The 13203-nt window shown below is 66.2% G+C and carries 11 protein-coding genes; 2 read left to right on the forward strand and 9 right to left on the reverse strand.

Annotated features, from left to right (window positions below; translation table 11 throughout):
• The first annotated feature begins 301 nt into the window (after positions 1–301).
• Positions 302–1714: a glutamate--tRNA ligase gene (gene gltX / locus B447_RS08250; RefSeq protein ID WP_002927810.1), complete on the forward strand. Its 1413-nt coding sequence runs from the start codon at positions 302–304 to the stop codon at positions 1712–1714.
• Between the two features lie 33 nt (positions 1715–1747).
• Here gltX and B447_RS08255 read toward each other — a convergent pair whose 3' ends face one another.
• The 7 genes from B447_RS08255 to mnmC form a co-directional block, all read right to left on the reverse strand.
• Entirely contained in the window at positions 1748–2662 is a 915-nt protein-coding gene (locus B447_RS08255; protein ID WP_002927811.1) for an HPP family protein, read from the reverse strand.
• A gap of 79 nt (positions 2663–2741) precedes the next feature.
• A complete protein-coding gene (locus tag B447_RS08260) occupies positions 2742–4112 on the reverse strand; it encodes a type IV pili methyl-accepting chemotaxis transducer N-terminal domain-containing protein (protein ID WP_002938617.1) in 1371 nt (456 codons plus the stop codon).
• Positions 4113–4316: 204 nt separating this feature from the next.
• Positions 4317–6044, reverse strand: coding sequence for a nitrite reductase (locus B447_RS08265; protein WP_002938619.1), 1728 nt, complete (start codon positions 6042–6044; stop codon positions 4317–4319).
• Positions 6045–6252: 208 nt separating this feature from the next.
• Positions 6253–6693: a phasin family protein gene (locus B447_RS08270; RefSeq protein ID WP_002938621.1), complete on the reverse strand. Its 441-nt coding sequence runs from the start codon at positions 6691–6693 to the stop codon at positions 6253–6255.
• Between the two features lie 142 nt (positions 6694–6835).
• On the reverse strand, positions 6836–7504 hold the full coding sequence (locus tag B447_RS08275) for a response regulator (protein WP_002938624.1): 669 nt from the start codon (positions 7502–7504) through the stop codon (positions 6836–6838).
• 13 nt (positions 7505–7517) lie between these two features.
• The gene (locus B447_RS08280; RefSeq protein ID WP_002938625.1) at positions 7518–8621 is read right to left on the reverse strand and encodes a PAS domain-containing sensor histidine kinase; all 1104 of its coding nucleotides are present in this window, start codon (positions 8619–8621) and stop codon (positions 7518–7520) included.
• On the reverse strand, positions 8618–10540 hold the full coding sequence (gene mnmC / locus B447_RS08285; RefSeq protein ID WP_002938626.1) for a bifunctional tRNA (5-methylaminomethyl-2-thiouridine)(34)-methyltransferase MnmD/FAD-dependent 5-carboxymethylaminomethyl-2-thiouridine(34) oxidoreductase MnmC: 1923 nt from the start codon (positions 10538–10540) through the stop codon (positions 8618–8620). Before mnmC ends, B447_RS08280 begins: the two co-directional genes overlap by 4 nt.
• A 107-nt stretch (positions 10541–10647) precedes the next feature.
• Here mnmC and B447_RS08290 point away from each other — a divergent pair, with 107 nt between their 5' ends.
• Complete coding sequence (locus B447_RS08290; protein ID WP_002938627.1) at positions 10648–11478, forward strand: ion transporter; 831 nt, start codon at positions 10648–10650, stop codon at positions 11476–11478.
• On the opposite strand, the gene B447_RS08295 is transcribed toward B447_RS08290, so the two are convergent.
• Both B447_RS08295 and B447_RS08300 read right to left on the reverse strand, forming a co-directional pair.
• Positions 11454–12314 carry a putative RNA methyltransferase gene (locus B447_RS08295; protein WP_002938628.1) on the reverse strand — a complete coding sequence of 287 codons (861 nt, stop codon included), beginning with the start codon at positions 12312–12314 and terminating at the stop codon, positions 11454–11456. The genes B447_RS08290 and B447_RS08295 overlap by 25 nt on opposite strands.
• Before the next feature lies 1 nt (position 12315).
• Positions 12316–13128 (reverse strand): undecaprenyl-diphosphate phosphatase, encoded by an 813-nt coding sequence (locus tag B447_RS08300; RefSeq protein WP_002938630.1) that lies wholly within the window; start codon positions 13126–13128, stop codon positions 12316–12318.
• Positions 13129–13203: the final 75 nt, after the last annotated feature.

Consider the following 13203-nt stretch of genomic DNA (forward strand, 5'->3'; position numbering starts at 1 on the left):
GCGCCTACGGCACCCCGCGGCGCGCATCGCCCCCGCGTGGGAGCGGCGCGAGCCGCGAGGGGTTGAAGGCGACGGGGCCTGGGGCCAGCCGCGAACAGCTCGCGACTTGCGTCGCGCCTACGGCACCCCGCGGCGCGGATCGCCCCCGCGTGGGAGCGGCGCGAGCCGCGAGGGGTTGAAGGCGACGGGGCCTGGGGCCGGCCGCGAACAGCTCGCGACTTGCGTTGCGCCTACGGCACCCCGCGGCGCGGCAATCGCTTAGAATCCGCGCTTCGCTCAAGCATCCAGTTTCCTTTTCGCCATGTCCCAAGCCATTGCCTCCCGTCCTGTCCGCACCCGCTTCGCACCCAGCCCGACCGGCTACCTGCACATCGGCGGCGCCCGTACCGCGCTGTTCTCCTGGGCTTTTGCCCGTCGCCATGGCGGAACCTTCGTCCTCCGCATCGAAGACACCGACGTCGCCCGCTCGACGCCCGAGGCGGTGCAGGCCATCCTCGACGGCATGGACTGGCTGGGCCTGGCGCATGACGAAGGCCCGTTCTATCAGATGCAGCGCATGGACCGGTACAAGGAGGTCATCGGCCAGATGCTGGCCGCCGGCACCGCCTACCACTGCTACATGTCGTCCGAGGAACTCGACGCTATCCGCGAGGCGCAGCGCGCCCGCGGCGAGAAGCCGCGCTATGACGGGCGCTGGCGCCCCGAGGCGGGCAAGGCCCTGGCGCAGCCGCCCGAAGGCGTGCAGCCGGTGGTGCGCTTCCGCAATCCGACCGATGGCGTGGTGGCGTGGGACGATCTCGTCAAGGGGCGCATCGAGATCGCCAACGCCGAGATGGACGACTTCATCATCGCGCGTGCCGACGGCACGCCGACCTACAACTTCTGCGTGGTGGTGGACGACTGGGACATGGGCATCACCCATGTCATCCGTGGCGACGACCATGTGAACAACACCCCGCGCCAGATCAACGTGCTGCGCGCGCTCGGCGCCGAGGTGCCGCTCTACGCCCACCTGTCGATGATCCTGGGCGACGATGGCACCAAGCTCTCCAAGCGCCACGGTGCGGTGAGCGTGATGCAGTATGACGACGACGGCTACCTGCCCGAAGCCGTGATCAACTATCTGGCGCGCCTGGGCTGGAGCCATGGTGACGACGAGGTCTTCAGCCGTGATCAGTTCGTCGAATGGTTCGATCTCGACCATATCACCCCCTCGGCGGCGCAGTTCAATACCGAGAAGTTGAACTGGCTCAACGCGCAGTACATCAAGAAGGCGGATGACGGCTTTCTCGCTGCCGAAGTTGCCAACCGCCTCGCTCGTCGCGGTGTCAATCCCGAAACCGGGGTGGCGCTTGAGGCCGTGGTGGCGCTGTACAAGGACCGTGTCGCCAATCTCAACGAACTGGCGGACTCGGCCGAGCTGTTCGTGGCCGATGTTCATCCCGCACCCGAGGTGATCGGGCAGCACCTGACCGATGCCGCGCGCGCTGCGCTGGTCAGCCTGCGTGCCCGCCTTGCCGGCACCGACTGGAACAAGGCTGCGCTGTCGCAGGCGATCAAGGACACGATGGCCGAGCATGGCCTGAAGATGCCGCAGGTGGCCATTCCGCTGCGGGTGGCCGTGCTGGGCGTGCCGCAGACGCCGTCGATCGATGCGGTGCTCGAAGTGCTTGGCCGCGAGCGCGTGCTGGCGCGCCTGGACCGCCATCTGTGACCGAGGCTTTCCGCGGCGGTTGAGCGTCGCGCTTCAGCGCTGCTGGCGGCGGGGGCGAAACTCGCTGCCGACCCAGCGCGCGAACTCGATTCTGGTGCAGCGGCCGGTACGATCCAGGCCGCGTCCGGCGACGACCCGATAGATGACGATGTCTTCGTCCGGGTTTGCCGAGCGGTGCTCGTCGATGATCTGGCGCACGGACCATTGTTGTCCCGGGCGGTCGTTGCAGTAGAAGTGACCGGCCTTCACCTGGGGCAGTCTGCTGTCGGCGCTGGATTGCGCGATTGCCAGCGCGCGGTGGACGACCTGGCGAAGTTCGTCCGTGCCGACGTCCAGCACGACATTGAGCTCGTCCATTGCCTTGCGTACATGTTCGTCGCCGGGCAGTGGGTAGCCGCCACCACCACGCCCAGGGGGCAGCGGTGCGTAGTGGGTGAGGCTGGCCGGATAGCGCCGCCAGGGGAAGGGATAGTTGAAGAGGATGGCGGTTGCGCCCAGGATCAGGCAGTTCAGGCCGACCGGATAGAGGGCATAGGCAAAGCCGAGGTCGTGGATCGCCGGGCCGCCGACGACCGCAGCCAGTGCGGTCGCACCGCCGGGCGGATGTATGCAGCGTGCAAGGTGCATGACACCGATCGCGCCGCCCACCGCTGCCGCGCCGGCCAGCGTCGGGTCGGGGATGATGAGCTGGCTGAGCACGCCGACCAGTGCCGACAGCATGTTTCCGGCCAGCAGGGGCCAGGGCTGCGCGAACTGGCTGTGCGGCGCGGCGAACACGATCACCGCAGCAGCGCCGAGCGAGGGCACCACGAACACGGCCGCCTCGCTGCCCACCATGCCCTGCGTGAGCGCAACCACGATTGCGATTCCGAGCAGGCCTCCGAGACTTGCCACCCAGGGCTCGCCGCCATGCTGGCTGCTGTGTGGAATGCCTGCGAGCTCGTGCATGCGCTCGCGTATGGCGGTCAGTCTTCGTGTCGATGACATTGCTGCTTGGTGGTGTCGGTGATCGGTTTTTCGCCCGGTTCTACTTCGTCAGGCGTTCGTACAGCTTGACTGCCGTGTCCACGTAGCGCAGCAGGCGGTCGCCCTCGGCCAGCAGCAGGCGCGCGTGGCGGTTCCTGTTCATCCGCGAGGGGTCGGGCGCGAGCGCGGCGCTGAAACGCTCCCACTGCTGCGCGACCTCGTCGAGCTGGGCGATGAGTTCCGGCAGCCGGCGACTGCCTTGGCGCAATTCGTCGAGGTTGGCGTCGAACTCGACGATCGATGCGCTGATCTGGTCGTCGATCTCCTCCTGCGTGTCGACCAGTTCGCGGAACAGGAACAGCTTGCCGATGCGCTGCGACAGCATGCGGTTCCTTCCCGCAACGTTCACATAGCGTGCGTCGGGCGTACCGGCGCACTGCGCAGCCACGCTGGTGAGGTGGTCCGCGACGTTGAGCACTGCTTCGCTGAGGCGGAACAGCTTCAAGCGGTCCTGGGCGGTGGCTGCAGTCGATAACAGGGCTTGGCGATAGGCCGGCCAGGTGCTCAGGACAGCCGCCAGAGGTTCCTCCAACGCCGCTTCCAGTGGCAGTTTGCGCAGACGAGCCAGGGTGCGTTCGAACTCGCCGTCGAACTGGCGCAGGCGGATCCGGGCATCAGCGGGTGCGATCTCCCACACCAGCCGGGCCGAGGCGATGGCCAGCTGCTGCGAAAGGAAGCGAAGGCGACCGCAGAGGTTGATCAGCGCCCCGGGCGGGAGACCGTTACGCATGTCCGTGGCCGTGCGCCGTGTCTTGCGCGCAAAGCTCAGGCGATGGCCGGCGTCACCGAGCCCGGTATCGAGCAAGGCCGCATGTTGGATGTGGAAATTGCGCTTGTCGACCACGAGCACCCCCTGGTCGATCAACTGGCGCAGGCTGCGCGAGAAGGCCTCTGGCGTGAGTCCCACCTGAGATGCGATCACCTTCTTGGTGGCATTCAGCGTGACGGTGCTTTCTCCTGCCAGCCTGCCTGGCTCGCCGGCTTGCTCGAGAAGGTAGTCGAGGATGCGCTGGGCGCCAGTGGTGCTGCGATGATGCCCCCGGCTGTCGGTTTCCGTCGCCGACAGGCGACGCGCGAGCGCTTCGATGATCGATGCGCTCAAGGCCGGTTCGGCGCTGATCATCGGCCGCAGCACGCGCATGTCGATCGCAACGAGAATGCAGCGGCTGCTGCTTTCGCACGAGGAGCGGTAGTGCGTTGCGCTGAAGGTCTCACCGAGGTTGAGCAACTGAGGGCCCTGGACGACTTCGATGGCCCGCCGGCCACCATCCTCGAGTGGCTGGAAGCGCACCACGCTGCCGCTGCACAACAGCCAGGCGTCGCGCACGGGCTCGCCGCTGCGATACAGGCTTGCGTGGCTGGAGAGTTCCACGAGGCGCCCTGCGCGCTCGAGTTCTTCGAGGCGTTGGGGTGACAGTCCAAAAAAGATGGCACAGCGGGACAGGAAGTCCCGTTGTGCCCAAGTACCGCGTCGTAACCGTGTGTTCAAGTGATTCAGGCCTTTTGTCCGTTGTCCGACCGGCGGTGCCGGCACCAGAGGCCGGTCGGACATCGTGCCCTCCGGGTAGCCTCGATATTAATAGACGTCGTGCTGGGTGTTATAGACGTTGAACTTGCCGGTGGGCGTGATCAGGCGCGGGTCGCGGATTACGGCCTTGAGCTTGCGCGTCCTGTCATCGACCACGACGATGGCCGATTCCTGGTCCGCACCATTCCACACCGAGAACCAGACCTCGTCGCCTGCCTTGTTGTACTCGGGCTGCACGACGCGCTTGGGGCCGGCCTTGATGCCCGACCAGTCGCCGATCGGGATCAGCTCGTAGCCCTTGTCGATGTTGTCGATGTCCCATACCGCAACCGCCTGGCTGATCTTCTCGTCGGGGTTGAGCGTGGTGTCTACCCACAGATTCTTGGAGGTGGGGTGCGTCTTCAGGAACAGTGAGCCGCCGCCCAGGCCCTTGAGCGTGCGCACGACCTTCCAGGCGTTGTCCGGGTGCTTTTCGGGGTCGGTGCCGATCAACGAGATGGTTTCATCGCCGAGGTGGCCGGTCGCCCACACCGGGCCGTACTTGGGATCGAGGAAGTTGGCACCGCGGCCCGGGTGCGGCACCTTGCCCACGTCCACCAGTTTCTCGAGCTTGCCTTCCTTGGTGTCGATGACGGCGATCTTGTCCGAGGCGTTGGCCGCGTCCATGAAGTAGCGATGCGAGGACTCGAAGCCGCCGTCATGGAGGAAGGGCGCGGCCTCGATCATCTTGATGCTCAGGTTCTCGAGGTCGCGATAGTCCACCGAGTACACCATGCCGGTTTCCTTCACATTGACGAAGAACTCCGGGTTGAAGTGCGAGGAGATGATGGCGGCCACGCGCGGTTCGGGGTGGTAGTCCTGGGTGCCGACCACCATGCCGCGGGTCGACACGATCTTGCGCGGCTGCAGGGTGTCGCCGTCCATGATCACGAACTGGGGCGGCCAGTAGGTCCCGGCGATGGCGTACTTGTCCTCCCAGCCCTTGGCCTTGGAGCTCTCGACCGAGCGTGCCTCGAGGCCGACCTTGATCTCGGCGACGGTCTCGGGCTTCTCCATCCACAGGTCGATCAGGTTGATCTTGGCGTCGCGGCCGATCACGAACAGGTAGCGGCCCGACGCCGACATGCGCGAGATATGCACCGCGTATCCGGTCTCGATGATGCTGACGATCTGCTTGCTGTCGCCGTCGATGAGGGCGATCTTGCCGTCATCGCGCAGCGTCACCGAGAACAGGTTCTCGAGCTTGAGGTCGTTCATCTTCTTCGTGGGGCGCTTCTCCACCGGGATCACGACCTTCCACGAGGCTTCCATTTCCTTGAGGCCGAACTCGGGCGGGGCGGGCGGCGTCTGCTGGATGTAGCGTGCCATCAGGTCGACTTCGTCGTCGGTGAGCACGCCCGAGGTGCCCCAGTTGGGCATGCCGCCCGGCGAGCCGTACTTGATGAAGACCTTCAGGTAGTCGAGTCCCTTCTCGAGGGTAAGGTCAGGCGTCAGCGCCTTGCCGGTGGCACCCTTGCGCAGCACGCCGTGGCAGCCGGCGCAGCGTTCGAAGAAGATGCGGCTGGCTTTGTCGAACTCGGGCTCCGACATGCGCGGTGCGAGCGGGTTGATGTCATGGTGCATCGGCACCTCTGCCAAGGGCGAGCCTGCAGCCTGATATTCCTTCATTGCTGCGTCACTATGGCCGGCCGGAGCCTCGGCGAAGGCCGCCTGGCAGGCCAGAGCCAGGGCCGAGATTGCAATGGCGCGAAGATGCTTGGAACTTCCTACGATCATGATGTGCTCACCCCTGTGAAAGTTGCTTCGGTGGCGCACTCTTGCAGGCTGAAAGTTCCCTGCTTTGATCGACATCAATATTTTCGGACCCCTAGTGCTGGCGCGGTTTCTATCGATTTGCGTGCTTGATGATCATCAAGCACGCAAATCGCGGCGACAAAAAAGCCCCGGCAGGCCGGGGCTTGAAGCGGGGCGCTGGTACGCCTGGTCAGGCTGCCTTGCGGGTGCGTGACGCGGTGGTTGTGGCGGGCACGATGACCTCCAGCGGGTTGACCTTGCTCAGCTTGCCGGCCTCCTCGAACATCGACTGCATGGTTCGTTGCAGGTCTGCAAACTGGCGGGAACCCACTTCGACGACCTCGCTTTGCGTCTGCACGCAGAGCTCACTCACTTCACGCAAATAGCTGGTGAGGTGCTCGAAGCCCTTGCTCTGGGTGACGCCCTGTGTCGCGAGTGCGCTGCGCAGGTCGCCCGATTCGAGCTGTGCGCCACTGTTCGAAGCCAGCTCGCACAAGGTGCGTGCGGTGTCGAGGTTGAGTGCGAGCAGTTTCTCCGCGGCGGAGAGGGTGATCTGTGCGTAGGCCTCGAGGTGTTCGATGCTGGCTTGGGCGTTTGCCGAGAATTTCTCGACGTTGGGTTGGTGGATCATGAAGGCCTCCGGACGGTCGTTGCAGGAAAGTGCTTGTTCTGGCGATGCTATATGAATGCGCGTTGCGCACCCATACCCGCTTCGCGCTGTTCTGCATACCGTGAACCCGGTAGCCATCGGCCAGGGACGGACGCCGGCAAGGTCAGGGCAGGCGAGAGAGCTCGCCTGCGGTGCTTGGGCTGATGCCGTTGGTGATCGCGTAACGTGTGAGTTCGGCGACATTGTGCAGGTCGAGCTTGCGCATGATGTTGCGCCTGTGCACCTCGACGGTGGACGGGGCGACATGCAGGCGTTCGGCAATGCGCGGTGAGGTGTAGCCCTCGGCAATGAGCTGGAGCACCTGGCGTTCGCGCGCGGTGAGGCGGGGCAGCGCGGTCTCGAGGCTGTCGCGGTCTCGCAGGGCGCCTGCAACTGCCCCAGCCACATCGGGGCAGATGTAGCTACGGCCCTGCTGCACCGTACGGATCGCACGCAGCAACTCGTCGCCAGCCTCTGCCTTGGTGATGTAGCCGCTGGCGCCGGCGTTGAGCAGGTCCATGACGAACTGGCGGTCGGCGAAGGCCGAGAGGCCGATGACACGAACGCCAGGGTGGCTGGCACACAGCCTGCGGGTTGCCTCGATGCCGTTCATGCCCGGCATGGCGACGTCCATGCATACGAGATCCACCGCTTGGCGGGCGACGACAGCGAGGACTTCGTCGCCACTCGCCGCTTCGGCGACGACCTCCAGGCCGTTGTCACGGGCAAGCAGGGCACGCAGGGCGTGGCGGAACATCTGGTGGTCATCGGCAAGCACGATACGAAGCTTCATGATGGTCGCTCCGTCAACAAGTCAGGTGCGGGATGGAAACCTGTATGGCAGTGCCTTCTCCAGGCTTGGTCATCAGAACGAACTGGCCGCCTGCCAGCTCCACGCGTTCGCGCATCGTGATCAGCCCAAGTCCGGGCGTGCTGCCCGGTTGTCCGAGCAGGGCAAGCTCGAAGCCTACGCCGTCGTCCACGATGGACAGGCGCGTGCGCGTCGGCTCGCGCTCGAGCCCGATACGAACCTGCCCGGCGCATGCGTGCTTGGCACAGTTTGTCAAAGCCTCCTTCACCAGCCTGAACAGCAGGGTCTGGGCCTCGGCGGCGAGTCCGGGCGTTTCGGCACCGGCCGTTGTCAACACCACATCGAGCCGTGTGCGTTTTCTGAACGCTTCGACATATTCCCGCAGCGCAGGTTCGAGACCTGCGTAATCGAGTGTGGCTGGACGCAGGTCGGTGCAGATCTCGCGGATGCCTGCGGTGGTGTCCGCCAGCAGTGCGTCGACGTCCTCCAGCAGCGTTCCGCACGCTGCGCGCACTTGTGTGGGCAGGCTGTCGGCGAGGTTGGCGAACAGGATGCGCAGCGCGGCGAGGTTCGGACTGGCGCGGTCGTGGAGCGCGCTCGCAAGCTGGCGGCGTTCGCGTTCCTCGATCTCGATCATGTGGCGGGACAGCTCGGCTACGCGGGCGAGCTGGCGGATACGCTCGGCCTCGAGGCGTTTGCGCGTGGTGATGTCCTGTACCGTGCCGTAGAGTCTCACGACGCGACCGCTTGCGTCCTTGTGCGGCTCGATGACAGTGAAGTGGTGACGCTGCTTGCCTGAGGGCAGCAGCACCTCTTGCTCCAGCGAACAACGATCGCCGGTGTCGATTGCGTGCCAGAAGAGGTCGCGGGTGCGATCGAGCGAGCTCGGTGTGTAGTAGGACAGGACCTCGTTGATGTCCGGTTCGCCCAGGTGCTGAGGGCGCTCGAGCATGCGGAAGAGCTCGCGCGACCAGGTCATCCTTCCGCTGTCGCGGTCGAGTGTCCAGTCGCCGACCTGGGCAAGGCGTTGCGTCGTTGCCAGCCGCCATCCGGTCAGCTCGAGCGCGGCCCGCAACTCGGCGATGTTGCGGCCGCTCATTCGGCCGTACGCCCCGGGCGCGGCGGACGGAGCAGGAAGCGGCCCGGATCGAGTGCCTCCCAAAGGTCGCGCTCCAGCGGCAGTGGTTCGGCGCACAGCGCACTGGCGAGGCTCTCGGCCGCCAATGTCGTCCACACCAGGCCGCGTGCGCCGTAGCCTGACAGCACATGCAGTCCCGCCTGGCGCGCCAGACCTGCGAGTTCGGCCCGTGGCGCGGCTGTCCCGTCCGCAGGGAGGGCGCCGATCATCGGCAGGCGGTCGGGGGAGGCCGGGCGGAAACCGACACGGCCGCGCAGCGCAGTTGCGTCGAGGCCATGGGTGAAGCCAGGCAGCATGGCTTCGAGCTTGCCGAGGTTGTCGGCATGGTCGCGGGCACGAAGCGCAGGCTCGCTGTCATCGACGTCGAAGGTCGCGCCCGCGCAGCGCAGTCCGTCGATCTCCGGACTCACGTAGCCGCCGCGGCACACCACGACGCGCGGCGGGCTGGCACTGGCAGCAGGCAGCAGGGACACCTGTCCGCGGGCACTGACTACCGGGAGCCGCATGCCGGTGTCCAGTTCGAGTACGCCGACGCCGGCCGCAAGGATGACCACCGGCGCCGCCGCAATCAGCCGGTGCTGGTCGTCGTAGGCGTGCCACAGCCCGCCCTGGCGCTCGAGCTGAGCCAGCTTGCGGCCGAAGTGCGTGTGCAGGCTTTGCCCGCTTGCGGCCAGGTTGGCCGCGCACAGGCTGGGCGGTTGCACCCAGCCGCTGTCAGCGAACCACCATCCGCCCGCGGCGACGGTGCAGCCGGCGATGCGTGCGGCAGCGTCCGTGTCGACGTGGCTCAGATGCGAGGCGGGCAGGCCCAGGCGTTCGACCACCGCCTGCATCTTGGCTGCTTGCGCGCCGTCGCGTGCAAGGTGGAGCACGCCGCAGGCGTCCGCCTGCACGGCGAGGCCGCGCGCGCGCAGGCGCGCGATGTGCGCCCAGCCATGCAGCGTGCCGGCGCGTGTGAGCCGGCTCATGCGGTTGTCGTCCAGGCTGGGTAGCGGGCGCAGCACACCTGCAAGGTTGCCGGAGGCGCCGTTTGCGGGGCCTGCTGCCTGGTCGATCAGTTCGATCGTCCAGCCCCGTGCGGCGAGGCGTTCGGCCATGCTGCACCCAGCCAGCCCCGCGCCCACGATGAGCGCATGTCCGCGTGCTGGCAGTGCCTGTTCGTCCGTCTGCGAGCGCGTCTCGCTGTTGGCGAGGATGCCGCACAGCATCTGGCGCTTGCCGCCGAAGCCTGCAGCCTTGCGGATCTCGAAGCCGGCGCGGCGCAAGCCTTCGCGGACTTCGCCCGCCACCGACCACGTGGCAAGCGTGGCGCCCGGTGCGGCCAGGCGGGCAAGCAGGTGAAAGATGCGCGCTGACCAGAGCTCAGGGTTGCGTGCGGGCGAGAAACCGTCGAGATAGAAGGCGTCTGCACGGGCTAGCAGCTGGGCCAGGCCCTCGCGTGCATCGCCGAAGTAAAGCGTCAGCGTCACCTGGTCGTTGTCCAGGTGCAGGCGGTGCAGGCCCGGCGTCAGTGCGGGCCATTGCGCGCGCAAGGCGTCCGCTTGTGCGGCTAGTTGCGGCCAGCGCGCATGCACGCGGGCAAGGTCTTCGGTGCTGAAGGGGTGCAGTTCGCAGGAGACGAAGTGCAAGCGTTTGCAACGCTGCGGATCGGCTCGCCATGCGGCCCAGGTGGCGAGAAAGTTGAGTCCGAGTCCGAAGCCGGTCTCGACGATGACGAAGTGTTCGCGGCCCTGCCAGCGTTCGGGCAGGGCGTTGCCGGCCAGGAACACGTGCTGCGCCTGGCCGAGCGCGCCATCGGCCGAGTGGTAGATGTCGTCGAAGGTGCTGGAGTAGGGAACGCCGTCGGCGCTGTGCTCGAGGCGGGCGGGGATGATCGGCATTGTGCGGCGGCGAGGTGTTCCGGCGCAGGGCCGGCGTCAAGGTGGTGTTTGAAAGCGTGTAATGGTAGCTTGCGCGCCGTTCAATTTCGATTCGCCCTGGTAACGCCATGTCCGCACTCAAAGCGCTCGTCGAATCCTCCCGATTCCAGAATTTCATCATCGCAGTGATCGTCATCAATGCGATCACACTCGGCCTGGAGACCTCGCCCACCGTGATGGCAGCGGCCGGTAGTGCGCTGGTCATGCTGGACCGTGTCGCGCTCGCCATCTTCGTGCTCGAGATCGTGCTCAAGCTGGTCGTGTATCGGCACAATTTCTTCCGCAGCGGCTGGAACGTGTTCGATTTCCTGATCGTGGGGGTCACGCTGCTGCCGGTGGGCGAGGGCGTGTCGGTGCTGCGTGCGCTGCGCATCCTGCGCGCGCTGCGACTGATCTCGGTGGTGCCGTCGATGCGCAAGGTGGTCAATGCGCTGCTGCGCGCGATCCCTGGCATGAGTTCGGTGCTGACGCTGCTGCTGCTGGTGTTCTACGTGGCCGCGGTGATGGCGACCAAGCTCTTTGCAACCGACTTTCCGGAGTGGTTCGGCAGCATCGGTGCGTCCTTCTACACCCTGTTCCAGGTGATGACGCTGGAGTCATGGTCGATGGGGATCGTGCGCCCGGTGATGGAGGTGCATCCGCTTGCATGGCTGTTCTTCGTCGTCTTCATCCTGACCACCACTTTCGCGGTCCTCAACCTGTTCATCGCCATCGTTGTGGACGCGATGAATACCAGCGATCATGCCGAGCAGGAGGAGACCCGCGAACTGGTGGTAACCGAGCATGAGCTGGTGATGGCGGAGCTGAAGGCCTTGCGCACGGAGCTTGCCGAGTTGCGCGCCGAGCGCGGCGGTGTTGCCCCGGCAAGCGGCGATCAGGCGCTGGCGAGCCGCCTGTAGGCGCGCAGGCGCACTTCGGCGCCAAGCGCGAGTCGCGTGAGCGCCGCTGCGCGTTCGCGCCCGGCGGGGCTGGTGCGGTAGAGGTGCGGAGTCATTGTCAGCAAGTCGGCGATGAGTGCAGCGCCTTCGAGCTCGAAGTCGAAGGCCAGGCGGCGTTGCTCGATCAGCTCGAAGCCTGCAGGTGGCGCATCGTCGAGCATGCGCTCGGGCTTGATGCTCCGGTAGATGATCTCGCGCAGCGCGAGCAGGTGGCTCGGGCCGGTGTCGAGTTGCAGCAGTATGCCGCCGGGCCTGAGCACGCGCGCGAACTCGGCATGCACCGGGAAACCGAACAGGCACAGCACGGCATCGAGCGTGCCGGGCAGGATCGGCAACCGGGCATTGCTGCCCACGATCCAGCACGTGTGGGGATCCCGCCGCGCGGCGGCCAGCACTGCCCATTTCGAGATGTCGAGGCCGACGAGACTCAGGTTGTGGGCCTCGCCGACGGATTCAGCTACGCAGCGCAGGTAGTAGCCCTCGCCACAGCCCGCGTCCAGGCAGGCAAGCTCGTCGGTGTGCGCAGCGCCAAGCTCGATCAGTGCGGCGGCGACTGCATCGGCGATGGGACGGTAGTGGCCAGCCTCGAGGAATCGCCGCCGTGCAGCGACCATCTCCTTGCTGTCGCCGGGGTCCTTCGAGCGCTTGTGTTGCACCGGCAGCAGGTTGATGTAGCCCTGGCTCGCGATGTCGAAGCTGTGGCCCGCCTCGCAACGCCAGCAAGCGCCCCCGTGCTGCAGCGGTGCGCCATCAAGTGGGCAGGCGAGCGCAGTGAAGGGCGCGCGGGCGAAGCTCACATCAGTGCCCCCAGAAAAGCACCAGCAGCAAGCCGCCCAGCGCGAGCCGGTAGATCACGAAGGGCAACATGCCGATGCGGTCGAGCAACTTCAGAAAGACGTGGATGCACAGGTAGGCACTGATTGCCGACAGCACCACCCCCCAGGCCATTGCCGACCAGTCCACGGCATGTTCTTCCCGGACAAGGTCGAGCGCACTCAGGCCACCGGCGAGGACGATCACCGGAATCGACAGCAGGAAGGAGAAGCGCGCAGCCCCCGAGCGTGACAGTCCGAGCAGAAGCCCAGCGGTCATCGTGACCCCTGAGCGCGAGGTACCGGGGATGAGCGCCAGGGCCTGTGCGCAGCCGATGAGCAGGATGTCGCGGCGGGAAAGCGCATGTTCGCTGCGCGGCTGGGCGACCTTGCGGCCATGCAGGTCGGCGACCCAGAGCAGCAGGCCGAAGCCGATCGTGGTCCACGCGATCACCAGCGGCGAGCGCAGCTCCTGCTCGATGAAGCCCTTGAACAGCAGTCCGGCGAGTCCGACCGGGATGGTGCCTAGGATGACGGCCCACGCCAGGCGGCTGTCGCCGACGCGCTGCCTGCGGACGAGCGATGCAGCCCAATCCTTCGTCATGGCGGTGATTTCGTCGCGGAAGTACCACACCACCGCAACCAGAGTGCCCAGGTGCACGGCGACGTCGAAGGCAAGACCCTGGTCGTCCCAGCCAGCGAGCCGTGGGAACAGGATCAGGTGCGCCGAACTGGAGATGGGCAGGAATTCAGTGAGGCCCTGGAGGATTGCAAGGATGACGATCTGGATGAAATCCATCGGGGGCCCTTACCGGTGGTGTATGCGGGAGTGCGGCGCTCACGGCAGGGTGCCGTGGCGCCTGCAGGCGATCGG

The sequence above is a fragment of the Thauera sp. 27 genome (assembly GCF_000310125.2).
Classification (GTDB): Bacteria; Pseudomonadota; Gammaproteobacteria; order Burkholderiales; family Rhodocyclaceae; genus Thauera; species Thauera mechernichensis.